At 64.6% G+C, this 24,625-nt stretch carries 31 protein-coding genes and 1 tRNA gene; 15 read left to right on the forward strand and 17 right to left on the reverse strand.

Annotated features, from left to right (window positions below; translation table 11 throughout):
* Nucleotides 1-35 precede the first annotated feature (35 nt).
* The 7 genes from ACK4FK_RS12395 to ACK4FK_RS12425 all read left to right on the forward strand — a co-directional run bounded on the left by ACK4FK_RS12395 (nt 36) and on the right by ACK4FK_RS12425 (nt 6,674).
* A complete protein-coding gene (locus tag ACK4FK_RS12395; RefSeq protein ID WP_409745273.1) occupies nt 36-1,445 on the forward strand; it encodes a M20 family metallopeptidase in 1,410 nt (469 codons plus the stop codon).
* The gene (locus ACK4FK_RS12400; RefSeq protein WP_409745274.1) at nt 1,442-1,915 is read left to right on the forward strand and encodes a YqaA family protein; all 474 of its coding nucleotides are present in this window, start codon (nt 1,442-1,444) and stop codon (nt 1,913-1,915) included. Before ACK4FK_RS12395 ends, ACK4FK_RS12400 begins: the two co-directional genes overlap by 4 nt.
* Before the next feature lie 59 nt (nt 1,916-1,974).
* Nucleotides 1,975-2,994 carry an amino acid ABC transporter substrate-binding protein gene (locus ACK4FK_RS12405; RefSeq protein WP_409745275.1) on the forward strand — a complete coding sequence of 340 codons (1,020 nt, stop codon included), beginning with the start codon at nt 1,975-1,977 and terminating at the stop codon, nt 2,992-2,994.
* Nucleotides 2,995-3,100: 106 nt separating this feature from the next.
* Nucleotides 3,101-4,294 carry an amino acid ABC transporter permease gene (locus ACK4FK_RS12410; protein ID WP_409745276.1) on the forward strand — a complete coding sequence of 398 codons (1,194 nt, stop codon included), beginning with the start codon at nt 3,101-3,103 and terminating at the stop codon, nt 4,292-4,294.
* Nucleotide 4,295: 1 nt separating this feature from the next.
* Entirely contained in the window at nt 4,296-5,384 is a 1,089-nt protein-coding gene (locus tag ACK4FK_RS12415) for an amino acid ABC transporter permease (RefSeq protein ID WP_409745277.1), read from the forward strand.
* Between the two features lie 14 nt (nt 5,385-5,398).
* On the forward strand, nt 5,399-6,139 hold the full coding sequence (locus tag ACK4FK_RS12420; RefSeq protein ID WP_409745278.1) for an amino acid ABC transporter ATP-binding protein: 741 nt from the start codon (nt 5,399-5,401) through the stop codon (nt 6,137-6,139).
* 55 nt (nt 6,140-6,194) lie between these two features.
* Nucleotides 6,195-6,674 (forward strand): hypothetical protein, encoded by a 480-nt coding sequence (locus ACK4FK_RS12425; RefSeq protein WP_409745279.1) that lies wholly within the window; start codon nt 6,195-6,197, stop codon nt 6,672-6,674.
* Here the strand turns inward: ACK4FK_RS12425 and ACK4FK_RS12430 are convergent.
* Genes ACK4FK_RS12430 through ACK4FK_RS12440 form a run of 3 tightly spaced genes read right to left on the reverse strand, consistent with a single transcriptional unit; the run spans nt 6,671 to nt 8,032 of the window.
* Nucleotides 6,671-6,994 carry a hypothetical protein gene (locus ACK4FK_RS12430; RefSeq protein WP_409745280.1) on the reverse strand — a complete coding sequence of 108 codons (324 nt, stop codon included), beginning with the start codon at nt 6,992-6,994 and terminating at the stop codon, nt 6,671-6,673. The genes ACK4FK_RS12425 and ACK4FK_RS12430 overlap by 4 nt on opposite strands.
* Nucleotides 6,991-7,323: an AzlD family protein gene (locus tag ACK4FK_RS12435; protein WP_409745281.1), complete on the reverse strand. Its 333-nt coding sequence runs from the start codon at nt 7,321-7,323 to the stop codon at nt 6,991-6,993. The genes ACK4FK_RS12430 and ACK4FK_RS12435 overlap by 4 nt, the downstream gene beginning before the upstream one ends.
* Entirely contained in the window at nt 7,313-8,032 is a 720-nt protein-coding gene (locus ACK4FK_RS12440; RefSeq protein WP_409745282.1) for an AzlC family ABC transporter permease, read from the reverse strand. The genes ACK4FK_RS12435 and ACK4FK_RS12440 overlap by 11 nt, the downstream gene beginning before the upstream one ends.
* Before the next feature lie 52 nt (nt 8,033-8,084).
* On the opposite strand from ACK4FK_RS12440, the gene ACK4FK_RS12445 reads away from it, so the two are divergent.
* Nucleotides 8,085-8,723: a CGNR zinc finger domain-containing protein gene (locus ACK4FK_RS12445; protein ID WP_409745283.1), complete on the forward strand. Its 639-nt coding sequence runs from the start codon at nt 8,085-8,087 to the stop codon at nt 8,721-8,723.
* Here ACK4FK_RS12445 and ACK4FK_RS12450 read toward each other — a convergent pair.
* From ACK4FK_RS12450 to ACK4FK_RS12475, 6 genes are all read right to left on the reverse strand, one after another.
* On the reverse strand, nt 8,720-9,325 hold the full coding sequence (locus ACK4FK_RS12450) for a GNAT family N-acetyltransferase (protein ID WP_409745284.1): 606 nt from the start codon (nt 9,323-9,325) through the stop codon (nt 8,720-8,722). The two genes, ACK4FK_RS12445 and ACK4FK_RS12450, sit on opposite strands and share 4 nt — an antisense overlap.
* A gap of 17 nt (nt 9,326-9,342) precedes the next feature.
* A complete protein-coding gene (sseA, locus tag ACK4FK_RS12455; protein WP_409745285.1) occupies nt 9,343-10,200 on the reverse strand; it encodes a 3-mercaptopyruvate sulfurtransferase in 858 nt (285 codons plus the stop codon).
* A 26-nt stretch (nt 10,201-10,226) separates the two neighbouring features.
* Nucleotides 10,227-10,949 (reverse strand): alanyl-tRNA editing protein, encoded by a 723-nt coding sequence (locus tag ACK4FK_RS12460; RefSeq protein ID WP_409745286.1) that lies wholly within the window; start codon nt 10,947-10,949, stop codon nt 10,227-10,229.
* Between the two features lie 2 nt (nt 10,950-10,951).
* Complete coding sequence (locus tag ACK4FK_RS12465) at nt 10,952-11,953, reverse strand: cysteine synthase A (protein ID WP_409745287.1); 1,002 nt, start codon at nt 11,951-11,953, stop codon at nt 10,952-10,954.
* Nucleotides 11,954-12,015: 62 nt separating this feature from the next.
* Complete coding sequence (locus tag ACK4FK_RS12470; protein WP_409745288.1) at nt 12,016-12,663, reverse strand: NUDIX domain-containing protein; 648 nt, start codon at nt 12,661-12,663, stop codon at nt 12,016-12,018.
* Nucleotides 12,648-13,082: a gamma-glutamylcyclotransferase family protein gene (locus ACK4FK_RS12475; protein WP_409745289.1), complete on the reverse strand. Its 435-nt coding sequence runs from the start codon at nt 13,080-13,082 to the stop codon at nt 12,648-12,650. The genes ACK4FK_RS12470 and ACK4FK_RS12475 overlap by 16 nt, the downstream gene beginning before the upstream one ends.
* A 100-nt stretch (nt 13,083-13,182) precedes the next feature.
* Here ACK4FK_RS12475 and ACK4FK_RS12480 point away from each other — a divergent pair, with 100 nt between their 5' ends.
* Genes ACK4FK_RS12480 through ACK4FK_RS12495 form a run of 4 tightly spaced genes read left to right on the forward strand, consistent with a single transcriptional unit; the run spans nt 13,183 to nt 15,690 of the window.
* Nucleotides 13,183-13,878, forward strand: a complete 696-nt coding sequence (locus tag ACK4FK_RS12480; protein WP_409745290.1) for a ChrR family anti-sigma-E factor — start codon at nt 13,183-13,185, stop codon at nt 13,876-13,878.
* Entirely contained in the window at nt 13,857-14,489 is a 633-nt protein-coding gene (locus ACK4FK_RS12485; RefSeq protein ID WP_409745291.1) for a DUF6134 family protein, read from the forward strand. The genes ACK4FK_RS12480 and ACK4FK_RS12485 overlap by 22 nt, the downstream gene beginning before the upstream one ends.
* Nucleotides 14,486-15,247, forward strand: coding sequence for an SDR family NAD(P)-dependent oxidoreductase (locus ACK4FK_RS12490; RefSeq protein WP_409745292.1), 762 nt, complete (start codon nt 14,486-14,488; stop codon nt 15,245-15,247). The genes ACK4FK_RS12485 and ACK4FK_RS12490 overlap by 4 nt, the downstream gene beginning before the upstream one ends.
* The gene (locus tag ACK4FK_RS12495; RefSeq protein WP_409745293.1) at nt 15,244-15,690 is read left to right on the forward strand and encodes a nuclear transport factor 2 family protein; all 447 of its coding nucleotides are present in this window, start codon (nt 15,244-15,246) and stop codon (nt 15,688-15,690) included. The genes ACK4FK_RS12490 and ACK4FK_RS12495 overlap by 4 nt, the downstream gene beginning before the upstream one ends.
* Here ACK4FK_RS12495 and ACK4FK_RS12500 read toward each other — a convergent pair.
* From ACK4FK_RS12500 to ACK4FK_RS12530, 7 genes are all read right to left on the reverse strand, one after another.
* Nucleotides 15,687-17,042 carry a class I SAM-dependent methyltransferase gene (locus ACK4FK_RS12500; RefSeq protein WP_409745294.1) on the reverse strand — a complete coding sequence of 452 codons (1,356 nt, stop codon included), beginning with the start codon at nt 17,040-17,042 and terminating at the stop codon, nt 15,687-15,689. The genes ACK4FK_RS12495 and ACK4FK_RS12500 overlap by 4 nt on opposite strands.
* Before the next feature lie 22 nt (nt 17,043-17,064).
* On the reverse strand, nt 17,065-17,850 hold the full coding sequence (locus tag ACK4FK_RS12505) for a DUF1365 domain-containing protein (RefSeq protein WP_409745295.1): 786 nt from the start codon (nt 17,848-17,850) through the stop codon (nt 17,065-17,067).
* Nucleotides 17,847-19,181, reverse strand: coding sequence for an NAD(P)/FAD-dependent oxidoreductase (locus ACK4FK_RS12510; protein ID WP_409745296.1), 1,335 nt, complete (start codon nt 19,179-19,181; stop codon nt 17,847-17,849). The genes ACK4FK_RS12505 and ACK4FK_RS12510 overlap by 4 nt, the downstream gene beginning before the upstream one ends.
* Nucleotides 19,178-20,656: a cryptochrome/photolyase family protein gene (locus tag ACK4FK_RS12515; RefSeq protein ID WP_409745297.1), complete on the reverse strand. Its 1,479-nt coding sequence runs from the start codon at nt 20,654-20,656 to the stop codon at nt 19,178-19,180. Before ACK4FK_RS12515 ends, ACK4FK_RS12510 begins: the two co-directional genes overlap by 4 nt.
* Before the next feature lie 112 nt (nt 20,657-20,768).
* Nucleotides 20,769-21,620 (reverse strand): LuxR C-terminal-related transcriptional regulator, encoded by an 852-nt coding sequence (locus ACK4FK_RS12520; RefSeq protein ID WP_409745298.1) that lies wholly within the window; start codon nt 21,618-21,620, stop codon nt 20,769-20,771.
* A 151-nt stretch (nt 21,621-21,771) separates the two neighbouring features.
* The gene (locus tag ACK4FK_RS12525) at nt 21,772-22,398 is read right to left on the reverse strand and encodes a LysE family translocator (protein ID WP_409745299.1); all 627 of its coding nucleotides are present in this window, start codon (nt 22,396-22,398) and stop codon (nt 21,772-21,774) included.
* 71 nt (nt 22,399-22,469) lie between these two features.
* Nucleotides 22,470-22,913 carry a helix-turn-helix domain-containing protein gene (locus ACK4FK_RS12530; protein WP_409745300.1) on the reverse strand — a complete coding sequence of 148 codons (444 nt, stop codon included), beginning with the start codon at nt 22,911-22,913 and terminating at the stop codon, nt 22,470-22,472.
* Between the two features lie 101 nt (nt 22,914-23,014).
* Between ACK4FK_RS12530 and ACK4FK_RS12535 the strand changes: the two genes are divergently transcribed.
* Nucleotides 23,015-23,500: a DUF2938 domain-containing protein gene (locus ACK4FK_RS12535; protein WP_409745301.1), complete on the forward strand. Its 486-nt coding sequence runs from the start codon at nt 23,015-23,017 to the stop codon at nt 23,498-23,500.
* Between the two features lie 33 nt (nt 23,501-23,533).
* Nucleotides 23,534-23,758 carry a DUF2798 domain-containing protein gene (locus tag ACK4FK_RS12540; protein ID WP_409745302.1) on the forward strand — a complete coding sequence of 75 codons (225 nt, stop codon included), beginning with the start codon at nt 23,534-23,536 and terminating at the stop codon, nt 23,756-23,758.
* 85 nt (nt 23,759-23,843) lie between these two features.
* Here the strand turns inward: ACK4FK_RS12540 and ACK4FK_RS12545 are convergent.
* Nucleotides 23,844-23,918 (reverse strand) — tRNA-Asn (locus ACK4FK_RS12545).
* Nucleotides 23,919-24,040: 122 nt separating this feature from the next.
* On the opposite strand from ACK4FK_RS12545, the gene ACK4FK_RS12550 reads away from it, so the two are divergent.
* Nucleotides 24,041-24,457, forward strand: a complete 417-nt coding sequence (locus tag ACK4FK_RS12550) for a PaaI family thioesterase (RefSeq protein WP_409745303.1) — start codon at nt 24,041-24,043, stop codon at nt 24,455-24,457.
* The last annotated feature ends 168 nt before the right edge of the window (nt 24,458-24,625 follow it).

The following is a 24,625-nucleotide window of genomic DNA, read 5'->3' on the forward strand; positions in this document are numbered from 1 at the left end:
GGTGGCGCTATGAAAAGGGTAAAGGAGTTTTTCCCATGACCCGCCAAGACGCCATCAAAGCCGCCACCGACTATCTCGACCAGGGCGGCTTCAAAGCCGATCTTGCCCGCCGCGTCGCCATCCCGACCGAGAGCCAGAATCCTGATCGTCGGCAGGCTCTGGCCGATTACCTGGAAAAGGAGATGCAGGGCACCTTGGAGAAACTCGGTTTCTCCTGTGCGATCCACGGCAACCCATCGCCGAAGGGGGGGCCTTTCCTGGTGGCCACGCGGCGCGAGCCGGGCGCGACCAAAACCGTATTCTCCTATGGCCATGGCGACGTGATCCGCGGGCAGGACGCGCAATGGCGCAGTGGCCTCAATCCCTGGCAGATCGTGCAGGAGGGTGACAGGCTCTATGGCCGCGGCACCGCCGACAACAAGGGCCAGCATACGGTGAACATCGCGGCGCTGGAGGCCGTGCTGAAGGCGCGTGGCGGCAAGCTGGGCTTTAACGTCGTGCTGCTGATCGAAACGGGCGAGGAGATCGGCTCGCCCGGCCTGAACGATTTCTGCGCTGCGCACAAGGCGGAATGGGGTGCGAACCTGTTCCTGGCCTCCGACGGGCCGCGCCTGTCGCCGGAGCGGCCGACGCTGTATTGTGGCGCGCGCGGCGGTCTGAATTTCGATCTGACGGTCAACCTGCGCGAGGGCGCGCACCATTCGGGCAACTGGGGCGGGCTGCTGGCCGATCCCGGTATCATCCTGGCGCATGCCATCGCCAGCATTGTCGGCCCGACCGGCCAGATCCGCATTCCGGAATGGGTGCCGACGGAACTGCCCGCCGGGGTGCGGCGCGCCCTGGCCGATTGCGAGGTGGGTGGCGGTAGCGATGGCCCGGCGATAGACACCTGGTGGGGCGAACCGGGCCTGTCCCCAGCCGAACGAGTCTATGGCTGGTGCAGTTTCGACGTGCTGGCTTTCAAGACCGGCAATCCGGAAGCGCCGGTGAACGCGATCCCCGGCATGGCCACGGCGCATTGCCAGATCCGTTTCGTCGTCGGACCCGATTCCGAGCAGTTCCTGCCGGCCCTGCGCCGCCATCTCGCGCGCCACGGTTTTCCGCAGGTGCAGGTGACGCAGGCGCGCGCCGAAGTATTCCGGGCCACGCGGCTTGATCCCGACCACCCCTATGTGAATTTCGCGCTTGAATCCGTGGCGCGCACCATGGGCCGCCGGCCGGCCCTGCTGCCCAATCTCGGCGGCTCGCTGCCCAACGATGTCTTCGCCGACACGATGGGCCTGCCGACCGTGTGGATGCCGCATTCCTACGCCGCCTGCTCGCAGCATGCGCCAAACGAGCATGTGCTGCTGCCGGTTATGCGCGAAGGGCTGGCGATGATGGCCGGCCTGCTGTGGGACCTGGGCGAGGCGAGCCACGACATCACCGGCAGCCGTGCGGCGTGACCCTTGATCCCTCGCTGGCAGCGCAATTCGGCCTGACCGGGCTTTTCCTGTGGTCGCTGCTGGCGGCGACCCTGATTCCCTTGTCCTCGGAGGCCGCGCTGGCAGCCAGCCATGCGGCTGGCATGGCGCCGGCCGGCTGGCTTTTTGTTGCCGCGACGGCCGGCAATGTCTGCGGTGCACTGATCAATTGGCTGCTGGGCCGCTGGTGCCTGCGCTTTGAGCACAAGCGCTGGTTTCCGGTCACGTCTGTGCAATTGCACAAAGCGCAGATGCAGTTTCAGCGCTGGGGCGCGGGAATCCTGCTTTTCTCTTGGATTCCAGTGATTGGTGACCCGCTCACCTTTGCTGCAGGTGCGTTGCGCTATCCTTTGGCCCGTTTCTTGATAGCAGTCAGCCTTGGCAAGGCGGCCCGTTATGCGGCGGTCCTGTGGATAACTGAGCTTGTCTTGCCGGTTTTTGCAGCGTCGTGATAATTTCACTACGGTTCTGCGGAAACGCAGTCCAAGTCACAACAGGGAAGGGTAACAAGATGAAACTTCTGCAAACGGCCGCAGCCGCGGCGGTGTTCGTATTCGCTGCGCACGGGGCGCAGGCGGGTGCCACGTTCGACGCCGTCAAGGCCAAGGGCTTCGTGCAGTGTGGAACCAACACCGGTCTGGGCGGTTTTGCCGCGCCGGACAGCCAGGGTGTCTGGAAGGGCCTCGACGTCGACGTCTGCCGTGCGGTTGCCGCTGCGGTGTTCGGCGACGCCTCGAAGGTCAAGTATACCGGTCTGACCGCCCAGCAGCGCTTCACTGCCCTGCAGTCGGGTGAGGTGGACCTGCTGTCGCGCAACACCACGCAGACTCTCACCCGCGATGCCTCGCTGGGTCTGATAGGCGTGGGTGTGAACTACTATGACGGCCAGGGTTTCATGGTCCGCAAGTCGCTTGGCGTTAAGAGCGCCAAGGAACTGAACGGCGCCACCGTCTGCGTGCAGCCCGGCACCACCACCGAGTTGAATCTCGCCGACTACTTCCGTTCCACCAAGATGACCTTCAAGCCGGTCGTGATCGAAAAGCTGGATGAAGTGGTGGCCGCCTATGACTCGGGCCGCTGCGACGTCTACACCACCGACGCTTCGGGCCTGGCCGCCACCCGCGCGACCCAGCTCGCCAAGCCGGACGATCACCTGATCCTGCCGGAAATCATCTCCAAGGAGCCGCTCGGCCCGATGGTCCGTCAGGGCGACGACCAGTGGCTGGTCGTGGTTCGCTGGGCGCTGAACGCGATGATCGAGGCCGAGGAATACGGCATCACCTCGAAGAACGTCGACGAGATGCTCAAGAGCGAGAACCCGAACATCAAGCGTATCCTGGGCGTCACCCCCGGTGGCGGTAAGGCGCTGGGTCTCGACGAGAAGTGGGCCTACAACATCATCAAGCAGGTGGGCAATTACGGCGAGAGCTTCGAGCGGAACGTGGGCATGGAAAGCCCGCTGAAACTGGCTCGCGGCGTCAATCAGCTCTGGAACAAGGGCGGCGCTCTGTACGCCTGGCCGATCCGCTGATGCACTGACGCGCAGGACCGGCGGCGAAACAGGGCGCCGCCGGTCTCTGCACGTCAGACTTTAGCTTTCAGTTTGCGTTTGTTTTCGTAACAGCCATGGGGGGCACATGGCCAAAGGTAGTGTAGACGGCGCGCGATCCGCGCCGCCGCGGCGTCTGAGCTGGAACGACCCGGATGTTCGTTCGATTGTCTATCAGGCGGTCGCTCTCATCCTCGTTGTTGTCGTCAGCTGGTTCCTGGTTTCGAACACGCTGCACAATCTGTCGACCCGCAACATCTCGACGGGTTTTGACTTCCTCGCCAGGGAATCCGGGTTTGCCATCGGCGAATCGCCGATTGCCTTCGGACCGGAAAATACCTATGCCCGGGCCATCCTGGTGGGTGTTCTGAACACCATCCGGGTTGCTGTTGTCGGCATCATTCTGGCAACCATTCTCGGCACCATCATCGGCATCGCGCGTCTGTCGAAGAACTGGCTGATCGCCAAGCTTTCGATGATCTACGTCGAGGTGATCCGCAACATCCCGCTGCTGCTGCAGCTGTTCTTCTGGTACGCGATCATTACTGAGACTATGCCCGGTCCGCGTCAGGCCGTGAACCTGCTTCCAGGCGTGTTCATATCCAATCGCGGGGTGAAAGTGCCGGCGCCGACCGACCATTTCGCCTATGACCTCGCCGCCATAGGGTTCCTCTTGGCCATCCTGCTGATCATCCTGGTCGTGCGCTATGCCCGGAAACGGCAGGATGCCACCGGCCTGGCGTTTCCGGTCTATCGAACCGGCATCGCCCTGCTGGTCGGCATGCCGCTGCTTGGTTGGCTGATCGGCGGCGCGCCGCTGGAACTGGATGTCCCGAAGCTGCAGGGGTTCAATTTCGTCGGCGGTGCCACGCTCACGCCTGAATTCGCGGCCCTGCTGTTCGGGCTTGTGCTGTACACCGCGGGCTTCATTGCGGAAGTGGTGCGCTCGGGCATCCAGGCCGTGAATTACGGCCAGTGGGAAGCGGCCAGCGCGCTGGGCCTGAGTCGGGCCCAGACCCTGCGCCTGATCGTGCTGCCGCAGTCGCTGCGCGTGATCATCCCGCCAATGACCAGCCAGTACCTGAACCTGACCAAGAACAGTTCGCTGGCCGTGGCGATCGGGTATCCAGACATCGTCTCCATCGCCAACACGACACTGAACCAGACCGGCCAGGCCATCGAAGGCATCCTGATCATCATGGCGGTCTATCTAAGCATCAGCCTGTCGATCTCTGTGTTCATGAACTGGTACAACAAGCACATCGCGCTGGTGGAGCGGTAATATGACGACAGCCAGCGAATCCCTGCCGCCGCCGACCTCCACCACCGGGCCGATAGCCTGGCTGCGCGAGCGGCTGTTTTCCTCGCCACTCAATGCGATCCTGACCATCCTGTCGGTCTGGGTACTCCTGATGTCGGTGCCTCCCTTCGTGGAATGGGCGCTGATCAAGGCCAATTTTACTGCCGGTACCTACCAGGAATGCCGTGCCAGCGGTGGCGCCTGCTGGGCTTTCATCGGCCAGAAATACCGCCTGATCCTGTTCGGCCTGTATCCTTATGAGGAGCAATGGCGGCCGCTGATCGGCGCGATCTTGCTGGTGGCGATGATCGTCATGAGCTGTATGCCGCGTTTCTGGAATCTCAGCCTGATCGCCATCTGGATCGGTGGCCTGGTCGCGGTGGCGATCCTGATGTGGGGCGGGGTGTTTGGCCTCCGTTATGTCGAAAACACGCTGTGGGGCGGCCTGCCGTTGACCCTGATCCTGGCCACTTTCGGCATTGCCCTGGCTTTCCCTTTCGGCGTGCTGCTGGCGCTGGGCAGGCGGTCGCGCATGCCGGCGATCAAGACGCTGTGCATCATGTATATCGAACTGATCCGCGGCGTGCCGCTGATCAGCATGTTGTTCATGTCGTCGGTGATGCTGCCGCTCTTCCTGCCCGAAGGTTACAGCATCGACAAGCTGCTGCGCGCCCAGATTGCGATCATCATGTTCTCAGCTGCCTATCTGGCTGAGGTGGTGCGCGGTGGCCTGCAGGCGATCCCGAAGGGACAGTACGAGGGTGCCGAATCGCTCGGTCTGAATTATGCGCAGAAGATGGGTCTGGTGATCCTGCCGCAGGCGCTGAAGATCGTCATCCCGCCGCTGGTCAGCCTGTTCATTGCGGTGTTCAAGGACACTTCGCTGGTGGTGATCATCGGCATCTACGACCTGATGCAGTCGGCGAAGGTGTCGCTCACCGATCCGGCGTGGCGCGGGTTCTCGATCGAGGCCTATGTCTTCGTATCGGCGATCTACTTCGTCTTCTGCTACTCCATCTCAAAATATAGCCAGTCGCTCGAAGCGCGCCTGGCCACCGGACACAAGCGTTAAGGGAACCGCCGCTCATGGCCGCACCGATCATCGAACTGCAGAAAGTCAACAAGTGGTATGGCGAGTTCCACGTGCTGCGCGACATCAACCTGTCGGTGGCGCGTGGCGAGCGCATCGTGATCTGCGGGCCCTCGGGTTCGGGCAAATCCACGATGATCCGCTGCATCAACCGGCTGGAGGAACACCAGCAGGGCCACATCATCGTCGATGGCACCGAACTGACCAACGATCTGAAGAACATCGATGCCATTCGCCGCGAGGTCGGCATGGTGTTCCAGCATTTCAACCTGTTCCCGCATCTCACCGTGCTGGAGAACCTCACGATCGGCCCGATCTGGGTGCTGAAGAAGCCCAAGGCCGAGGCCGAGGCGACGGCGATGAAATACCTGGAGCGCGTGCGCATCCCCGAGCAGGCCAGGAAATATCCGGGCCAGCTTTCCGGCGGCCAGCAGCAGCGCGTCGCCATCGCCCGCTCGCTGTGCATGAACCCGAAGATCATGCTGTTCGACGAGCCGACCTCGGCACTTGACCCGGAAATGGTCAAGGAAGTGCTCGACGTCATGGTCGGGCTGGCGGAAGAGGGCGGCATGACCATGCTCTGCGTCACCCACGAGATGGGTTTTGCCCGCAAGGTGGCCAACCGGGTGATCTTCATGGATCGCGGCGAGATCATCGAGCAGAACACGCCCGATGAATTCTTCTCCAACCCGCAGAACGACCGTACCAAGCTGTTCCTAAGCCAGATCCTGCACTGAACTGGGCTGATTCCGTGCTATGCTCCTGCCCGGTCCATAACCGGGGAGGAGCGTCATGCGCAGCATCGCCGCCATTCTTCTTGCGTTGTTACCCGTCACCGCAGCCGCACAATTGCCGGCGGTCGACCCGGCCGGGCAATACCGGCTGATCGGCCCGGCCGAACGCAGCGACAGCCGCTGCATCGGCCGACCGGAAACGCCACTCTGCGCCGTAGAAACCCTGCTGGCCTGCTTCGCCCGTCGCGATGTAGCACTCTGCCGTGCCGTCTGGCCACAGGCGGCAGCGCTGGATTTCACGCGGACGGGGCATATCCGGTACTGGTGGAGCTATCGCGTCGCCGCCGCCGAGCAGGCCGGACCCGACGAGGCGGTGATTGCCATTGCCGGACGCAACTGCGGCCTGCAGATGGCCGAGCCCGATTGCATCACCACACCGGCGCCGCCTACGCGCTACCGCGTGCAGCGCCAGGGCAATGCCTGGCGTGTGGTGGAATGGTCGTCGCCGCCGGGGGTAAAGCAGACTAGCCCGAACTAGCCCGGCACGGCCGGGATGTCGCGGGCGAGATCGGGTTCGTCATGGATGAAGGTGATCGATAGGCTGATGGATATTTCTCCATCAGCCTGCGGAGGAGGATCGATAGGGTCGAACTTCAGTCCGGCTTGGTTCAGTTGGTCCAGCCAGTCGGGCAGACGGTTGGCGGGAATAACAAGGCGGATCGTTGCCGCCTTATTGGAAAAGAAGTGGGAATCGACGATCCAGCCACCGTAAGTAAGCAGGCTGTCATTCGTCGCCGCGACCGCAAGATGCCGGTCGGCTTTCGTGACGGCCTGCAGCAGCAGCGGCCTTGGCCTCATACTGGAAAACCGCCAGGCAGCCAGCGCAGGCCAGCGGCCACCGCCATGCCGATCAGGATCGCCGTCATCGGCCTGCGGAAGGCCAGCATCACCGCAAAGGTGGCGCCCAGGCCGCACCACATGGTCCAGTCGCCGTTCATCGCCGCCGCCGTCACGATGGCGATCAGCACGCCGCCGGCAGTCTGGCGCAGGAAGCGTTCGATGCGCGGCGAGATGGTGACGAAACCCATCAGCCAGAAGCCGCCGGCCCGCGTCACATAGGTGGCCAGCGCCATGCCGACGATGGCCAGCAGCGCGATGCTGTTGATGCCCAAGATCTCAGTCGGCATGGCGTAGCAGCCCCACAAGGCCGGCGCAGAGGCCGCCGATCAGGATATACCAGTTGCCGGGCAGCCAGAGCAGGCTGGCCGCGGTGCCGGCAATGGCGGCCGCCCAGGGCAGCGCATCGCCGCGTCCGCGGTACAGGCCGATGACCGAGGTGGCGAAAACGCCGGCGATCAGCACGTCGAGGCCCCAGCGTTTCGGTTCCAGCCCGGCGCCGCCGATCAGCGCACCGGCCAAGGTGCCGCCGGTCCAGACCGGCCATTGCATGATGATGGTGCCGAGCAGGATGCCGAGGTCGCGCCGGCCGCGCATCATTTCCTGCAGGGTGATGGCCCAGCCGGCATCGGTCATGCCGCCGGCCATGGGCAGCACCAGCCTGCGCGGCAGGTTGGAGATAAAGGGATGCAGGGCCGCACCCATCACCACATGGCGGGCATTGACCAGGAAGGCCGTGAGCACCATCGCCGCCAGCGGCAGCGGCGTCACCCACAGGCTGAGTACGGCAAATTGTGCGCTGCCCGCGAAGATCAGCGCGCTCATGAGCGTGGCCTCGCCCGGCGTCACGCCCACGCCGACTGCCGCCGCGCCATAAGCCAGGCCAAAGGGCAGGGCGCTGACGCTGTAGGGCAGGGTTATCTTCATGCCGTGCCAGATGCCGGCGCGGGTGAAGACGGCCGGTTCGGCCGCGGCAACTTGCTGGGAGGTCGAATCCATCGGCCGGAAACTAGGCATTGGCGGTCGGCCAGTCAACCGGTATGATGGTTATATGAAGGAGCCGCTCCGCATCCTCAGCCTCGGCCTGCTCGGCGGCCATCCGGCGCTTGATTTCGTCAACACGCTGGACTGGCGCGGGCGAGCGGCGGCCGAGGGCGGGCCGGAGGAAAACCTAGTGTCCTACGCCGCCCTGCTGGCCTGGTGCCGCCGGGCTGCCATCATCAGCGCGTCTACCGCAACTGAACTGGAACGGCTGGCGGCCGGGGCGTCGGTCAGGGCCGAGGCCGTCTGTGCGGAGGCCATCGAATTGCGCGAGGCGATTTTCCGCGTGGCGGATGCCTTGCGCCGGGAGCGGAGTGCACCGAAGGCCGATCTGGCGGTGCTCAACCGCGTGCTGCTGCAATATCCCGAGGGCCGCACGCTGGCGCCGGCCGCGCAGGGTCGTCTGGCTTGGCGCAGCCATGGCGACGGCATTGCCCTGGGCTCGCCGCTGGGCGCCATAGCGCGGCTGGCGGCCGATCTTCTGGTGACGGCAGAGCCCGACAGCATCCGCTGCTGCGCCGGACCGGGCTGCGGCTGGCTGTTTCATGACACCAGCCCTAACAAGCGCCGCCGCTGGTGTTCGATGGAATCCTGCGGCAATCGCGCCAAGGCGCGGCGGCATTACCAGCGCGTCAAGGCCACCGGCTAGCGCCGCGGATCGAACAGCGCCTCGCGCGTCTGGTAGGGACGGAAGCCGAGCTTCTGGTACAGCGGCAGGGCGGCCGGATGATCCAGGTTGCAGGTGTTCACTGTCAGCCGCTTCGTCTCATAGGAAAACGCCTGCCGGATGCCGGCGCGCAGCAGCCAGGGTCCGATGCCGCGGCCGAAGAATTCCGGCGCCAGCCCGAAATAGGCGATGTTGATCGGCTTGGCCTCGTCGCTGGTTTCGGCGCGGCGGTCGAGTTCGATGTAGCCCGCCGGCACGCCGCCCACATACGGCACCCAGATTTCCACCAGCGGATCGTTGATGATATGGCCCAGCGCCACGTCGCTCATGCGGTGGCGGTCCACCCAGTGCCAGCGGCTGCCGACGGCCTCATAGAGGTAGCGGTAGAAACCCACCGTCGGTTTGTCCAGCCGCAGCAGGGCCAGCTTGGGCACCAGCGGCGGCGGGTTGGGCGCCTCGGGCGGCGGCCTCGTCATGTCGAGGTAGACGACAGTGACGGTATAGCGGCCATCATCCAGCTTCTGTGCCGGCGGCAGGCGGAAGATCGCCTGCTCGACGCGGCCATCATTCCGCGCTTCCGCCATGGCGCGGCCTCCGGGACTCAGGCCACTTCCGCCGGCAGGTCGGCGCGGCTGCCCCATTCGGTCCATGAACCGTCATAGACCGCCACCTGGCGGTGCCCCAGCAGATGCAGCGCCAGCGTGAGCGCACAGGCCGAAACGCCCGAGCCGCAGGTGGTGATCACGGGTTTCGACATGTCGATGCCGGCATCCTGCAGTAGCGCCTTCAGGTCGGGGCCATCGCGGAACAGGCCAGTGGCCGGATCGGTGAGGGTGGCGGCCGGCAGACATTTTGAGCCCGGGATATGGCCACCGCGCAGGCCGGGGCGCGGTTCGGGTTCGGTGCCGTCAAAGCGGCCCTTGCTGCGCGCATCCAGCACCTGCTCGCGGCCGCTGGCCAGGTTGGCGCGCACCTGTTCCACGTCGCGCACCAGCAGGTCGTTGCGGCGCGCCGTGAAATGGCGCTCGCGCGGCAGCGGCGGCAGGTCCTCCACCGGACGGCCCTCGGCCTTCCACTTCTTGAGCCCGCCATTCAGCACCGCCACGTCGGTATGGCCGAAGACGCGGAACATCCACCAGGCGCGCGGAGCGGAGAGGTGGTTGTCTGAACCGTCATAGACCACGATGCGGTTGCCATCGCCGATGCCAAGCCGTCGCATGCGCGAGGCGAATTTCTCCGGGCTGGGCAGCATGTGCGGCAGCTTGCTGTCGGTATCGGAAATCTCGTCGATATCGAAATACACGGCGCCGGGGATATGGCCCTGGGCGTATTCCGCCTTGCCGTCCCGCTTCATGAAGGGCAGGTACCACGAGGCATCGACGATGCGCAGGTCCGGTGCCTTCAGGTGCTCGGCCAGCCATTCGGTGGAAACCAGCGCATCCGCATTCACATAGGCCATGTAACGCTCCCTGGACTCTTTTGTTCTCAAGCCGCGAATTCGATGTTCACGCGGCGGTTCTGTTTGCCCTTGTTCTCGATCTTGCGCACCATCACCGGACCGATCTCCCCGGTCTGCCGCACATGCGTTCCGCCGCAGGCCTGCAGGTCCAGCGGCCTGTCCATACCGGCCACCTCGATCAGGCGTACGCGGCCATGGCCCATCGGCGGCTTCACCGCCATGGTTTTCACCAGCTCGGGATTGCCGAGCAGTTCGTCGTCGGTGATCCAGCGCGCGGTGACGGCATGGTCTTCGCGGATCAGTTCGTTCAGCCGGGCGGTCAGGGTGTCCTTGTCCGGGATGCTGTCGGCCATGTCGAAATCCAGCCGGCCCTTGCCGTCGCCCACCGAGCCGCCAGTGACGGGAAAGGGTACCAGGGCCGAGAGCAGATGCAGGCAGGTATGCATGCGCATCAGGCGATGACGTCGCGCCCAGTCGATTTCCAGCCGGCCGGCAGAGCCAACCTTCAGCGCAGCGGCACCCGATGCGGCTTTGTGGATTATCCCATCCGGCCCGTCGCCCTTCACGGTGTCGGCGATCTCGACGATCTCGCCGGTCGACAGCACGAAGCGGCCAACATCGCCCGGCTGGCCGCCGCCCATGGGGTAGAACACCGTCTGGTCGGTCTGGAAGCCGCGTTCGTCGATCGCGGTGATAACCGCATCGCAATGGGTCAGATAGGCATCGTCGCGGAACAGGAACGCGGTCATGCTCAGGCCATCCATGGCGGAACGGGCAGGTTTTTGCTGCGCAGGAATTCGGGATTGAACATCTTGCTCTGATAGCGCGCGCCGCCATCGCACAGGATGGTCACGATGGTGTGGCCAGGCCCCATCTTCTTGGCCAGGCGGATTGCAGCGGCGATGTTGATGCCGCTGGAACCGCCCAGCACCAGGCCTTCATGCTGGATCAGGTCGAACACCACCGGCAGGGCTTCCTCGTCGGGAATCTGGAAGGCGTCGTCGGGCATGATACCCTCCAGGTTCGCCGTGATGCGACCTTGACCGATTCCCTCGGTGATCGAGCTGCCCTCGGCCTTCAGCTCGCCGGTCTTGTAGTAGCTGTACAGCGCGGCGCCCATCGGATCGGCCAGCGCCACCTGCACCTTCGGATTGCGCTCTTTCAGCGCCATCAGCACGCCGGCAAATGTGCCGCCCGAACCCACCGCGCAGGTAAAACCATCCACCTTGCCCTCGGTCTGGGCCCAGATTTCCGGCCCCGTCGTGCGGTAATGCGCCTCGCGGTTGGCGATGTTGTCGAACTGGTTGGCCCAGACCGCGCCGTTGGGCTCGGTCTTCGCCATTTCTTCTGCAAGGCGACCGGAATACTTCACGTAGTTGTTCGGGTCCTTGTAGGGCACCGCCGGCACCAGCCGCAGGTCGGCACCGCACAGGCGCAGGAAATCCTTCTTCTCCTGGCTCTGGGTTTCCGGCATCACGATCACGGTCTTGAAGCCCATCGCGTTGCCGACCAGGGCCAGTCCGATGCCGGTATTGCCGGCAGTGCCTTCCACGATGGTGCCGCCAGGGCGCAGCGCACCGCGCTTCAGGGCATCCTGCACGATGAAGAGGGCGGCGCGATCCTTCACCGAACCGCCCGGGTTCATGAACTCCGCCTTGCCGTATATCTCGCAGCCGGTGAGTTCGGAGGCGTGGCGCAGGCGGATCAGCGGGGTCCTGCCGATGCTGTCGATGAAATCTTTCCGGATGTCCATTTTACTCTCGGTATCTGGGTATCGGGCTAATTCCCCCGATCCAATCCTATACCGAGGGGGGATCAGGGTCGCAACCCGCGCGGGTCCGCCCAGTTTTGTTGCAGCCGCTCACGATACTGGCCGAGCCACAGCAGGCCGATCGTGGCCGGCGAGTTGGGGATTTCCCCAGCTTCCCAGCGTGCAAAAGCCTCTTTGAACGGCAGGGCGAAAACCCGGATGTCCTCGTGTTCGTGATCCAGTCCGTGGATCCCGGCTGCCTGGGTCGCATCGACCTGGGCACAGAACATATGGAAGCGTTCGCTGCAAAAGCCAGGCGTGGAATACACCATGCCAACCGGCAGCAGGTCGCCGATGGCCTCCAGCCCGCTTTCCTCCTTCAACTCCCGGCGCGCAACGTCCTCGATATTCTCGCCATCCTCGATCAGGCCGGCCACGGCTTCCACCATCCAGGCGCGGTCTCCGTTGAACAGGGCCGCGGCGCGAAACTGCTCGATCAGTACCACCTCGTCGCGCCTGGGGTCGTAGGGCATGACGCAGACCGCATCGCGGCGCCATACGACTTCTCGGGTCATCTGATCGCTCATGCCGCCGCCGAACAGGCCGTGGCGCAGGTGCAGTTCGTCGACTTTCAGATGACCGCGGAAAACCGGATCGATGCGGGAGAGTTCGACCGGGAACGGCTGAAGGCTGGTATCTAGCGGTTTGCGCATGGGGGGAGGCCCTGACGGGTTAGGGAAAGCAGGAAGTCGGCTTTGTGCCGGCGGCGCCAGGACTCAAGCCGCCATTCGGCAAGGCCGGCGGAAAGCCGGCCCGGCGCGGGCAAAAAGACCCGGGCCGGCCGGCAGCCCGCGGCAGCCCGCAGACGGACCGGCAGGCTGCGGGTGAGGTATTCCGGCCCCTCATAGGCGGCGAGTCGCTCGGCATCCTCAGGCCGGCGCGGGGTGAACAGCAGGCCGTGCACGCGGCCGGCCGGGGCCGGGATCAGGAGAGGATAGCTGCGTCCCTGGGCAACCCTGCGTCGAAATCCGGCCAAGCTGGCTGGCCGGATCTGGCGCGGGCCGGGCCGATAGCCCAGAATCAGACGACGGACATCCGGATCGCATAACGTGCCGTAAAAGAAATAGTCCATGGCCTGGCGGGTTGACGCGTCTGTGCAATGATCCAAATTCGAGTCTGGTGCGTATCTTACTTAGTAGTCCAGTGACGAGGACTTAGCAAAGATCATGGTTGTGAACGACTTAACCGCCATACCTTCGGCAGATCAGGCGCCGACCCACCATATCCCGGCCGAGTTGCTTCTTGATTACGCCACCGGCTCGCTGGCCGAATCCTGGTCGCTCGTGGTTGCCTGTCATCTGTCCCTCTGCCCGCATTGCCGTACCGAACTGGCGGCCATCGAGCGGGTTGCCGGTGCGATGCTGGACGACGTGCCGCCGCAATCCCTGAGGTCCTCCGGTTTTGCCGCCGTCGAGGCCCGCCTGGGTGAACAGGAAGCCGCCCCGGTCCGCAAGGCGGCAGCCGGCCGGCGGGGCGGCGGCATCCCGGCCCCCCTGCGCGAGTACCTGAAAGACGGGATCGACCGCATCGACTGGCGCTGGAGCGGCGCCGGCCTGCATTCCTGGGCCTTGCCGGTACCTAAGGCGCGTGGCGGCATGGTGAGCCTGCTCAAGATCGCGCCGGGTGCAGCCATGCCGCTGCACACCCATCGCGGCGAGGAAATGACGCTGGTGCTGAGCGGCGGTTTCACCGACGAAGGCGGCGCCTTCACTCGCGGCGACGTCGAGATCGCCGATGGCAATACTGAACACCGCCCGGTGGCGATGTCCGGCGGCCCCTGCATTTGCCTGGCCGTCACCGATGCGCCCCTGGATTTTCGCGGCTCCTTTGGCTGGGTGTTGAACCAATGGGCAAGGCTGTCCTCATAGCGTCGCTGGCTGCAGCTATTGGATTCGGTACCGCGCATGCGGCCGAAGTCGAAACCCGCGATTTTGAGGTCTTCCGTAATGGCGAGCGGATCGGCTATCACCGCGTCGACATCGTGCGCGACGCGGACCGCAGCGTGGTGAATGTCGACATCAACTTGCGTGTGACCTTTGGCCCCCTGACACTGTACCGCTATATCCATCAGTCCCGCGAGGAATGGCAGGGGGACCGTCTGGTCAGCCTGGTATCAAGCACAGATAATGATGGCGATGAAGAAAAGCTGCGCGCCGTGGCTGAAGGTGATCGCCTGAAGGTGAGCGGCACCCGGTTCACCGGGATGCTCCCCGCAGACACCATGCCAACCAGTTACTGGCGCAGCGACTTTGTGCGGCGAGCAACCATCATGGACAGCCAGAACGGCCGGGTGCTGGATTTGCAGGTGCGTCCGGAATCCTTCGAAATGGCCAGTGCCGCACGCGATGAAATCCCCGCTCGGCGCTATCATCTGAGCGGTGATATCGATCTCACGCTATGGTATGACCGTGACGGCCGCTGGGTAAAATCAGCCTTTAAGGCGACGGACGGTTCGCAGGTCGAGTATCGCCTGCGATGAGCGCCCAGGGTATCGTCTGGATCACGGGTGCGGGGTCGGGCATAGGTCGGGCATTAACGATCCGCTATCTGCGCGCTGGTGCCATCGTGGCTGGTACATCGCGCCGCATCGATACGTTGGATAGCATTCCCGCCGAGGCTCGTGGTGCCGGTGGCAAATTCCATGCGCTGCCCGCTGATATGACCGATCTGGCAGCCGTGCGCGAAGTGGTGGCCCGCATCGAAAGCGAGATGGGACCGATCCGTCTGGCGGTGTTTAATGCCGGCACGCATATCCCATCACCGGGCAAGGCCTTCAAGGCCGATGTTGTACGTGCACTGCTGGAAAATAACGTGATGACCGTGGCCAACGGACTCGAGACCGTGCTGCCGGCCATGCTGGCCCGACGCGGCGGACAGGTGGCCATCAATGCGTCTCTGGCCGGTTATGGCGGTCTGCCGCTGGCATCGGCCTATGGCGCCAGCAAGGCGGCCCTGATCAACATGGCGGAATCGCTGAGGCTCGATCTGGAAGGCAGCGGCGTGGCGGTGCGCCTGATTTCGCCAGGTTTCATCAAGACCCCGCTTACCGATCTCAACACCTTCCCGATGCCGTTCCTGATGCCGGTGGAAGCGGCGGCAGAGCGCCTGTGGCGCGGGCTTGATTTCGAGCGCGGCTTCGAAATCGCCTTTCCATGGCAGTTCGCCCTTATCTTGAAGATGCTGCGGCTGCTGCCCTATGCGGCGTATTTCCCTTTGGTGCGGAGATTTACGCGATGACGGCCGATCCCATCGGTGCGGGCCTCCAGCGCTATGCCGATTTCTTCGCTGGCCTGACCCCGCAGAGTCTGGACGGCCTGGAGGCGCTGGTCACCGAGGACGTGCACTTTCGCGACCCTTTCAACGACGTGAGCGGCCGGGCGATCATGAAACGGCTATTCGCCGACATGTTCCGGGATTGCAGCTACGTGAAGTTTCGCATCGACGGCGCGGTGCGCGAGGGCAATCAGGCTTTCCTGAAATGGACCTTCTTCTACACGCCGCGCCGGTTCGGCGGTCGACAGCCATGGCAGGCTGTCGGGGTCAGCGAGCTGCATTTCACGCCGGATGGCCGCGTGAAGGCGCATCTCGATCACTGGGATGCCGGCGGCCAGTTTTATGCCCACCTGCCTGTGGTCGGCGCACTGGTGCGTTTCGTGCGCAACCGGCTGCGGCACTCTTAAAACGGCTTTTGAAACCCGTATTGCAGCACGTCTATGGTGCCGGCGTTGAAGCCGCCTTCGCAATAGGCGAGGTAGTAGCGCCACATGCGGCGGAAACGCTCGTCGAATGGCAGCCCATTGCCCTTCAGCTCGCTGATCTTTGGCCAGGCGGTTTCGAAACTGCGGTGCCACTCGTTCAGCGTGCGGGCATAGTCGCGGCCGAAGCTGAAGGTGTCGACGATATCGAGTCCTGCATCGTCCGCCTGCCGCAGAATGGTGCCGGGCGACAGCAGCATGCCGCCAGGAAAGATATAGGCCTGAATGAAATCCATCGTGCCGCGATAGTCCTCGAAATACTTATCGGCGATGACGATGGCCTGTATGCCGGCACGGCCTCCCGGGTTCAGGCGATCGCGTAGCTGGCCGAAATAGCGTGGCCAGTATTTCTCGCCCACGGCCTCGATCATCTCGATGGAGGCCACCGCATCGTATTGATCGGTCAAGTCTCGATAGTCGCGCAATTCGATGCGTACGCGCTCATTCAGGCCTTCCTGTTGCACGCGGCGGCAGGCATGGTCATGCTGCTCGCGGCTGATCGTCACGGCATGCACGCGCGCACCGTATTCCTTTGCCGCCAGGCAGGCAAACCCGCCCCAGCCGCAGCCGATCTCAAGCACGCGCTGATCGGGCTGCAGACGCAGGACCTCGCCGGCCAGCCGGCGGTATTTGTTCAGTTGCGCCTCTGCCAGGCTCTCGTCGCCTTGCCGCCACAGGGCTGAGGAGTAGGTCATCGAGGGGTCGAGCCACAGGCGGTAGAAGTCATTGCCCAGATCGTAGTGATAGGCGATGTTGCGCCGGCTGCCACGCCTGGAATTGGCGGCGAAGGCGAATCCGATCCGTCGCAGGGTGCGCAGCCAGGGCTTGCCCATCAGGGTGGAGTCGAGATCGCTGTTCAGGCAAGCCCATTCGGTCAGCGCCGCCAGGTCATCGCAGTCGAAGTCATTGTCAATATAGGCCTGACCCACCGCCAGGTTGCCACCCAGCAGCAGGCGCTTGGCAAAGCGGTGATGGCGGATATGCAGCGTTGCAGCCGGGCCAGGCTCATGACCCTGCGCCATCAGCGCGCGACCGTCGGGCAGCGTGATCGTGATGCTGCCATGGCTGACCCGCGTCGCCAGGGACAGCATCAGCCGCGTCCAGCGCGGTACGCGCGGCAGCCGCAGGGCATCCTGGGTCGTACGCAGCAGCGTGACATGGCCCGTCTGGCGCGGTTCGGTGCGATGCAGATGGGCGATGGCGTCGACGGCCGCATCCACCGCTGCTTCCGCGGCGCGGTTCAGCGCGGTCTGCCGTTCGGCGTAGGCTTCGCTCATTCGACGGGCTCCCTGGTCTTTCTCAGTCTTTGCTCTTGCCGGCGGATACCGCCTCATGTGGCGGCGCGGTCCAGCGGAAGAAGGCTGCGCCCTTGCGCCAGAGCTGCAGCGCCTCCCAATGAATCCCGGCCATGACTTTTACGGTCATCAGCGGATGGCGGATGAAAGCCTTCAACAGACTGTGATCGCTGACATCCTCGCGGCGGCCGCTCTGGGTGGCGATCATCTGAAGTGCCCCGCCGCGGCCGAACTGGCGGATCGCAATGCCGACCTTTTCGCCCGGCGGCAGGATGCGGAAGCGGTATTCGCCCTCCAGAGGCAGGAAGGGGGAGACGTGGAAGCGCTTGGCGACGCTTTGATCCACGAGCTTGCCGCTGTTGCCTCCGGCCGGTACGCCGATCAGGTAGGCGTGCTGGTCGCCGAAGGTGTTCTTCACTTCATACAGCGTGGCGCGCAGCCGACCCTGGGAGTCATGGCAGAAGAACACACTGAGCGGATTGAACACATAGCCAAGCAGACGCGGGAAGCAGAAGATGCGGATGCTTGCCCCGGCCTCCGACAGGCCTTGCTCGGCCAGCGCCGCCTCCACCCAGGGCCGCAGCGGCGTGCCGTCGCGCGGGCCATGGTCGCGGTCATGGAAGCTCATGAGGGCGAAGCGGTTGTGGCCGAACAGGCGCAAGTCGCGATCCAGATCGTCAAGCCGGTCGATATCGAGCAGCAAAGAGAAGACCCGGTACTCGAATTTGTGCCGGAACGGCAACAGCCGTTCATGCATCACACGGCACCAGTACAGGTCTGCGCCAATCACGCGACGCGCTCCAGCGGTCTGTCGCTCATCGCCTCGAAGGGCAGATCGGCGCCCAGTTGTTTCGCCACGTTCAGTCCGGCGCTGAAACCGTCCTCGTGGAAACCGTACCGGCACCATGCACCGCAGAACCACAGGCGATCCTTGCCCTGGATTTCGCCGAGCCGTGCCTGGGCGGCAACCGCTGCGGCATCGAACAAGGGATGCTCGTAGTCGAAGGTGGCGAACACCCGGTCCGGGCGCGGCGGCTTCAGCGGGTTCATGGTCACAAACAGGGGGCGGCGTTCATCCAGCGACTGCAGTCGGTTCATCCAGTAGGTAAGACCGACGCGGCGATGCAGGTCGCGGCGCGGTTCGGAGAGGTAGTTCCAGCTGGCCCAGACCGAATGCCGCACCGGCATCAGGCCGGTATCGCGGTGCAGCACGGCGCGGTTGGCCTGGAAACGGAAGCAGCCGAGGATCTCCCGTTCGGCCGGGGCGGCATGATGGCCCAGCAGGCGCAGGGCCTGGTCGCCGTGGCAGGCGAGCACCACCTGGTCGAAGCTTTCGGCATGGGCGTGGCCGGCGACCATGACGGCAGCGCCCTGGCGGATCACGGCCTGCACCGGCCGGTTGAGATGCAGCGTGATCCTGGCGTCATCAAGCAGGCGACGCACATATTCGCGGCTGCCGCCCTGCACGGTGTACCATTGCGGACGCTCGTCGATGCTGAGCAATCCGTGATTCTTGAAGAACCGCGCGAAAGTCTCGGCGGGAAAGGCCTGCATCTCGGCCAGCGGGGCCGACCAGATCGCTGCGCCCATGGGCAGCAGGTAGTCCAGCATGAAGCCTTCGCCATAGCGGCCGGTGGCGAGATATTCGCCCAGGCTGAGGCCAGCCATACGGCCGGCCTCCAGGTCGGCGACAGCGGCGCGGTTGAAGCGCAGGATGTCGCGCCACATGCCGTGGAAGCGCGGACTGAGCAGGTTGCGCTTCTGCGCGAACAGGGTGGCGATGCTGCTGCCGCTCCATTCGAGCTGACCCGGGCGGTGCTGGTCGCCGACGCTGACGGCGAACGACATGTCGCTCTTGATTGCGGGAACCTTCAGATGCTCGAACAGGCGCGTGAGGTTCGGATAGTTCCAGTCGTTGAAGACGATAAAGCCGGTGTCGACTGCCATCGGCACGCCGTCGTAATCCACTTCCACCGTATTGCTGTGGCCGCCGGGATAGGCGTTGGCCTCGAAGACGGTGACATCATGCCTGCGCGACAGGGCCCAGGCCGCGCCCAGTCCGGCGATGCCGGCGCCGATCACGGCAATGCGTTGCCGCCGGATGCTTCCGTCCCTGTTCATGCAGCCCCCGCTGTCCTGGCGTCATCATTGCGTAATTGCGCGAAGGCTGCCAGTGCCGCCTTGCGCGCGATATCGTGATCGACCAGCGGTTGCGGGTAATCCTGCCCAAGGCGCAGGCCGGCCTCGCGCAGCACGGCCGCCGGCGCCAGCCAGGGCTTGTGGATGTATCTGTCGGGCAGGTGCGCCAGTTCGGGCAGCCAGCGGCGCACATAGCTGCCATCGGGATCGAATTTCTCACCCTGCAGGATCGGATTGAAGATGCGGAAATACGGCGCGGCATCGGCGCCCGAACCGGCCACCCACTGCCAGCTCGCCGCGTTGTTGGCCAGGTCGGCATCCACCAGCGTGTCCCAGAACCAGGCCTGGCCGTGGCGCCAGTGCTGGCGCAGATGCTTGACCAGGAACGAGGCCGCGATCATGCGGACGCGGTTGTGCATCCAACCGGTTTGCCACAGCTCACGCATGCCGGCATCCACGATGGGATAGCCGGTTCGCCCCTTCTGCCAGCGACGCAGCAGCTCGGCATCGTCCTGCCAGGGGAAGGCGTCGAAATCGGCGCGGAAGTTGCGCTCGGGCAGATCGGGAAAATGGAACAGTAGATGATGCGAGAATTCACGCCAGCCGATCTCGCTCAGGTATTTTTCGGCGTTGCGTGCCGCCGCGCCATTCTGCCCGGCGGCCATCTGCACGGCCTGCCAGACCTGGCGCGGACCGATCTCGCCAAAATGCAGATGCGGCGAGAGACGCGAGGTCAGCGCGCGGTCGGGCCGGTCGCGGCCATCGGCATAGCCCTGCAATGCACGGTCGAGAAAATCCTGCAGCCGTTCCGCCGCGCCGGCCTCGCCCGGCTGCCAGGTCGCGCGCAGCCCGCCGGCCCAGTCGGGCCTGGTCGGTCGCAATTGCCAGTCGTCGAGCCGCTCGCCGGCCACCGCGCCGGCATATCGGCTCAGGCTGTGTGGCGCACGCAGCGGCGCGGCGGGCGCGGGCAGGGCCCGGCAGGCGCGCCAGAACGGCGAATAGACCTTGAACCAGCCGCCGCTCTGCGTCTTCACCTTCCAGGGCTCGAACAGCAGCGATGCATTGAAGGTCTCGACCGCGATGCCCGCATCCTTCAGCGCCGCCTTCAGCGTGCTGTCGCGCGCCACGGCCGCCGGCTCGTAGCAGCGGTTCCAGCACACCGCCGCCGCCCCGGTCTCGCGCACCAGCGCGGGCAGGATTGCGGCCGGGTCGCCGCGCCGCAGCACCAGATCCAGGCCGCGGCGGTGCAGGTCGGCCGCCAGCGCGCTGAGCGAGTGATGCAGCCACCACAGGCTGGCGCCGCCCGGCTGCCACGCCGCTTGCGCCGTATCGAGGATGTAGAGGGCGATCACCGGGCGGCCGCTCGCCGCCGCCGCAATCAGCGCGGCGTTGTCGTTCAGGCGCAGATCCTGGCGGAACCAGAGGATGACTGGGGAGGAAGAAGCCGAATCTGCCATGCCGACGCCGTATCAGTGTTCGCCTTTTGATACGCAGGCCGTGGTCCGCCGGATCACTCCGGCGCGGCATTTTTTCCGATATCAGGCGGCCAGATGGCAGGTGGGGCGGAACTCAGCGGACCGGGTCGGCGTCGCGTTCCAGCAGGCGCAGGGCCAAGGATGCGGCCTGGGTGCGGTTGAACACCTGCAGCTTGGCGAAGATCTGCCGCAGATGGGCCTTCACGGTTACCTCCTGCACGCCGAGGCGGATGGCGATGGCCTTGTTGGAATCGCCCTGGCTCACCCATTTCAGAACTTCGCGCTCGCGGTCGGTTAACGCGGCCATGCGCGGATCGGCCGGCTCGGCGGGCCGTATCGGAATGCCGTCCTCGCCGAGATCGGCTTCCTGGCGTAGCAGCCGCAGCAGCTCGCGGTCGTCGGCGCCGTTGCGGGCACGGTCGGTCAGGTTGGCGAATTTGGCCGCGGCGATGTAGCTCGGCAGGAATTCCTCATACAGCCGTAACGCCTTCACCACGGTCAGGATCATGCTCTGCTGCGTGATCTCGGTCTTTTCCTTGTAGTCGTTGATGCCGTGGTTGGACACCACGGTCAGCGGCGGCGCTTGGCCCGGCTGGCCGGTGCGGATCACGATCTGGGTCGATTTGTTGGCGAGGTCGTTGCGGATGTAGTCCACCAGCGCCAGGCCCGCATGTTCGGTTTCCATCACGACGTCCAGCAGAACCAGCGCGGTATCGGGATTGTCGCGCATCAGGTCGCGCGCTTCGGTGGCGGAATAGGCGCTGAGGAAGGCCAGGCCGCGCTTGCGGTAGTTGAAGTTACGCAGCAGCAGCTTGGTCAGGGAATGAACGTCGGGCTCGTCGTCGACGATCAGCACCTTCCACGACCGTCGGTCCGGCGTGTGGCCGTCGGTTGGCCCCCCCGGCGGGCGGCTTTCGGCGATGAAGTTCAGCGTACTCTCTGCCACTGGGGTCCGTCTCCCGTGTCACGCGCATCATAGCGCAGAGCGGGCCAAACCGGAACGTGTATGAGATATGACTTTCGACAAGGATCATGGTCTGACCCGCAATCCCGCGATAATCGTTAAGTTGTTGCTATTATTGATTGTTATAGGCTGGTTATTGCAGCCTGGCAGTCAGCAGCTTCACGCCGGCATAGCCAAAGGCCAGGGCGAAGGCACCCTCGAACCCGCGGCGCAGGCGCATATAGCCGCGCGCGACCGGAGGGCTGGAGAACAGCAGGGCATAGCCGTGGAAGACCAGCGCGCTCTGCGCCGCCACGGCGGCAATGATGACCAGCAGCGTCGCCGGCGCTGCATGGGCCGGCACGCCCACGGCATAGAGCGAGCCGAAGAACAGGATCGCCTTCGGGTTGGTCAGGTGCAGGCCAAGGCCTGCGGCATAGGCGCGTTTCCAGGTCGGGTTCGCCAGACCTCTCGGTTCCATTTCGCCCGGCGTGAGCGCCGAGCGGGCCGACTTGATGGCCAGGAAGATCAGATAGCCCGCGCCGCAATAGCGCAGCAGCTCGAACACCCAGGCATTGGCCAGCATCACGGCGCCAAGGCCGAAGGCGGCGGCCGTCGACCACATCAGCGATCCGGTGCTGATGCCGCTGGCCACGGCCAGGCCATATCTGCGGCCGGCCTTCATCGAGGTGCCGGCAATGGTGACGGTGGCCGGGCCGGGGCTGGATGTTGCCATCAGCGCGGCCAGCAGGATGAGGGGCAGGTTGATCTCGCTCAGCATGGCGCAAGCTTGTTCTGGCCGGCAGCATAAAGGCAAGCGCGCAGATGTATCGCTACAATGCTCCTATGCCTCTATGTCTTGTGCGGGCGTCGGTTCGGTTTGCCCTTGTCGGGTGCGGCAAGCCTGCCTGCGCCGGCCACGCGAACCAACCGGCGAAAGGTGGGGCATTCCATGTGGCTGGGCGCCTTGCATACGGCGGCATGACGTAGGCCGTCGCGCATGGCCGCCAGGTGGCGGATGGTGCGGTCCAGTTCGTCGGCCTTGGCGTTCAGTTTCTCGCGCTTGATGCGCACCCTGCCATTGGGACCGAACATCGCGGAGATTTCCTCCAGGCTGAAGCCGGCCGTGCGGCCCAGTGCGATCAGGGCCAGCCGCTCCATCACATTGGGTTCGAACAGGCGCCGCAGGCCGCGCCGGCCGACCGAAACGATCAGGCCCTTTTCCTCATAGAAGCGCAGGGCGGAGGCGGGCAGCCCTGAGCGCTGCGCCACTTCGGCGATATCGAGCAATTGCATGGCAAAGAGATTCCGTCTTGACCTCAAGTGAACTTGAGCTTGTAGGGTAGCCTTATTCCCGGCTGAAGCAAGCCCGGTTTGAGACGCAAGAGGTGCATGAAATGTCAGAGGTGATGTTACGTATTGTTGCCGTCGGCGCTGGCGCCACGCTGGCGATGGATCTGTGGGGACTGGTGCTCCGGCGCGTCTATGGCGTAACCGGGCTGGATTACCGCCTGGTGGGCCGCTGGCTCGGCCACATCCCGAAAGGGCGGCTGCGCCATGACGGCATAGGCAAGGCGGCGCCGGTGGCGGGCGAGGCGGCCATCGGCTGGGCCGCGCATTACGCCATCGGCATCATGTTTGCCGCCGGCCTCGTCGCCGTGTTCGGTGTCGGCTGGCTGCAGGCGCCCACGATCCTGCCGGCCCTGCTGACCGGACTGGTCATCGTGGCCGCGCCCTTCCTGGTGCTGCAGCCGGCTTTCGGCATGGGGCTCGCATCATCGCGCATGCCCGATCCGACGGCATCGCGCCTGCGCAGCCTGATCACCCATCTGGTGTTCGGCACCGGGCTTTTCATCGCCGCGCGCCTGACGGCGGCGTTCTAAACCGCTCCCCAAAACCCGAAAGGAAAAGAAAAGATGATCTCCCCCCGATTTGCCCCCGTCGTTTTCGGCTTTGTGCTGTCTGCCCTGATGTCGTTCATTGTCTCGGGCATCGCCACGTTGCGCACCGCCGGCCTGGTGGATGATTTTGCCGGCCTTTGGGTATCGGCCTGGGTGCCATCATGGCTGGTGGCCTTCCCGGTCGTGCTGGTGGTCGCGCCGGTGGCGCGCCGCATCGTACAGGGACTGGTACGGGCGTGATGAGAGCAGGCCGGATGCGCAGGCATGCGTGTCCGGCTGCTGCCTATGCAGCAGGGGCAATGTGTTTGATGGTGCTTGGAAAGAATGGCTCCCAGGGAGGGATTCGAACCCCCGACCGGGCGGTTAACAGCCGCCTGCTCTACCACTGAGCTACCTGGGATCAGTGCGGCGCGCAACCTAGCGACCCGGGCCCCCGACTGCAAGACCTCGTGTTCAAAAATTTCTCGGCCCTTTTCCGTGCCTTGCGCCAATGCTAAGCGGGTAAGGGGAGGAGCCCGCCGCATGAAAATGGACAAGGCCGAACTGGCCGCCTTTCTGGACCGTGAATTCCCGCAGATGGCGCCGCTGCGGATGCGAATCGAGCATTGGGACGGCACGGCCCTGCGCCTGGCCATGCCCATCGGCGAGGCTCAGCTGCGCCCCGGCGGCACGGTGTCGGGCCCCACCATGATGACGCTGGCCGACTGCGCCGCCTATCTGCTGCTGCTCGGTCAAATCGGCCCGGTGGCGCTGGCGGTCACCACCAACCTGAACATCAACTTCCTGCGCAAGCCGGGCCTGGGCGATCTGACTGCCGAGGCCACCATGCTCAAGCTGGGCAAGACGCTGGCCATCATAGAGATCGCGCTCCATTCCGCCGGGGTGGACGGTCCGGTGGCCCATTCGGTACTCACCTACGCCATCCCGCCCGCGAAATAGGCCCTCCCCGAACCGCCCCTCGAAGCCGACCGGGAAGCCGGGCCCCGACGTCAGCCCAAAGTCTTGATTGCTGAAATAATGTTCTTATATTGTTCCTTTGGCCTGTGCGAGCCCGTCCATAAAACCGGCCGGACAGAAACAACCCCAAATGAACTCGAATGAACCTAA

Origin of the sequence: Ferrovibrio sp. (assembly GCF_046297895.1) — a bacterium.
Lineage (GTDB): Bacteria > Pseudomonadota > Alphaproteobacteria > Ferrovibrionales > Ferrovibrionaceae > Ferrovibrio.

What these genes read in the sequence shown, in the direction of transcription:
- ACK4FK_RS12495 (WP_409745293.1), top strand. Translation starts at nt 15,244, where the DNA reads ATGACGGCCGATCCCATCGGTGCGGGCCTCCAGCGCTATGCCGATTTC.
- ACK4FK_RS12460 (WP_409745286.1), bottom strand. Translation starts at nt 10,949, where the DNA reads ATGACCGCGTTCCTGTTCCGCGACGATGCCTATCTGACCCATTGCGAT.
- ACK4FK_RS12450 (WP_409745284.1), bottom strand. Translation starts at nt 9,325, where the DNA reads ATGGCGGAAGCGCGGAATGATGGCCGCGTCGAGCAGGCGATCTTCCGC.
- ACK4FK_RS12415 (WP_409745277.1), top strand. Translation starts at nt 4,296, where the DNA reads ATGACGACAGCCAGCGAATCCCTGCCGCCGCCGACCTCCACCACCGGG.
- ACK4FK_RS12490 (WP_409745292.1), top strand. Translation starts at nt 14,486, where the DNA reads ATGAGCGCCCAGGGTATCGTCTGGATCACGGGTGCGGGGTCGGGCATA.
- ACK4FK_RS12550 (WP_409745303.1), top strand. Translation starts at nt 24,041, where the DNA reads ATGAAAATGGACAAGGCCGAACTGGCCGCCTTTCTGGACCGTGAATTC.
- ACK4FK_RS12500 (WP_409745294.1), bottom strand. Translation starts at nt 17,042, where the DNA reads ATGAGCGAAGCCTACGCCGAACGGCAGACCGCGCTGAACCGCGCCGCG.
- ACK4FK_RS12430 (WP_409745280.1), bottom strand. Translation starts at nt 6,994, where the DNA reads ATGAGGCCAAGGCCGCTGCTGCTGCAGGCCGTCACGAAAGCCGACCGG.
- ACK4FK_RS12420 (WP_409745278.1), top strand. Translation starts at nt 5,399, where the DNA reads ATGGCCGCACCGATCATCGAACTGCAGAAAGTCAACAAGTGGTATGGC.
- ACK4FK_RS12470 (WP_409745288.1), bottom strand. Translation starts at nt 12,663, where the DNA reads ATGCGCAAACCGCTAGATACCAGCCTTCAGCCGTTCCCGGTCGAACTC.
- ACK4FK_RS12510 (WP_409745296.1), bottom strand. Translation starts at nt 19,181, where the DNA reads ATGAACAGGGACGGAAGCATCCGGCGGCAACGCATTGCCGTGATCGGC.
- ACK4FK_RS12425 (WP_409745279.1), top strand. Translation starts at nt 6,195, where the DNA reads ATGCGCAGCATCGCCGCCATTCTTCTTGCGTTGTTACCCGTCACCGCA.
- ACK4FK_RS12445 (WP_409745283.1), top strand. Translation starts at nt 8,085, where the DNA reads ATGAAGGAGCCGCTCCGCATCCTCAGCCTCGGCCTGCTCGGCGGCCAT.
- ACK4FK_RS12515 (WP_409745297.1), bottom strand. Translation starts at nt 20,656, where the DNA reads ATGGCAGATTCGGCTTCTTCCTCCCCAGTCATCCTCTGGTTCCGCCAG.
- ACK4FK_RS12535 (WP_409745301.1), top strand. Translation starts at nt 23,015, where the DNA reads ATGTCAGAGGTGATGTTACGTATTGTTGCCGTCGGCGCTGGCGCCACG.
- ACK4FK_RS12475 (WP_409745289.1), bottom strand. Translation starts at nt 13,082, where the DNA reads ATGGACTATTTCTTTTACGGCACGTTATGCGATCCGGATGTCCGTCGT.
- ACK4FK_RS12405 (WP_409745275.1), top strand. Translation starts at nt 1,975, where the DNA reads ATGAAACTTCTGCAAACGGCCGCAGCCGCGGCGGTGTTCGTATTCGCT.
- ACK4FK_RS12395 (WP_409745273.1), top strand. Translation starts at nt 36, where the DNA reads ATGACCCGCCAAGACGCCATCAAAGCCGCCACCGACTATCTCGACCAG.
- ACK4FK_RS12530 (WP_409745300.1), bottom strand. Translation starts at nt 22,913, where the DNA reads ATGCAATTGCTCGATATCGCCGAAGTGGCGCAGCGCTCAGGGCTGCCC.
- ACK4FK_RS12410 (WP_409745276.1), top strand. Translation starts at nt 3,101, where the DNA reads ATGGCCAAAGGTAGTGTAGACGGCGCGCGATCCGCGCCGCCGCGGCGT.
- ACK4FK_RS12540 (WP_409745302.1), top strand. Translation starts at nt 23,534, where the DNA reads ATGATCTCCCCCCGATTTGCCCCCGTCGTTTTCGGCTTTGTGCTGTCT.
- ACK4FK_RS12440 (WP_409745282.1), bottom strand. Translation starts at nt 8,032, where the DNA reads ATGGATTCGACCTCCCAGCAAGTTGCCGCGGCCGAACCGGCCGTCTTC.
- sseA (WP_409745285.1), bottom strand. Translation starts at nt 10,200, where the DNA reads ATGGCCTATGTGAATGCGGATGCGCTGGTTTCCACCGAATGGCTGGCC.
- ACK4FK_RS12435 (WP_409745281.1), bottom strand. Translation starts at nt 7,323, where the DNA reads ATGCCGACTGAGATCTTGGGCATCAACAGCATCGCGCTGCTGGCCATC.
- ACK4FK_RS12485 (WP_409745291.1), top strand. Translation starts at nt 13,857, where the DNA reads ATGGGCAAGGCTGTCCTCATAGCGTCGCTGGCTGCAGCTATTGGATTC.
- ACK4FK_RS12525 (WP_409745299.1), bottom strand. Translation starts at nt 22,398, where the DNA reads ATGCTGAGCGAGATCAACCTGCCCCTCATCCTGCTGGCCGCGCTGATG.
- ACK4FK_RS12465 (WP_409745287.1), bottom strand. Translation starts at nt 11,953, where the DNA reads ATGGACATCCGGAAAGATTTCATCGACAGCATCGGCAGGACCCCGCTG.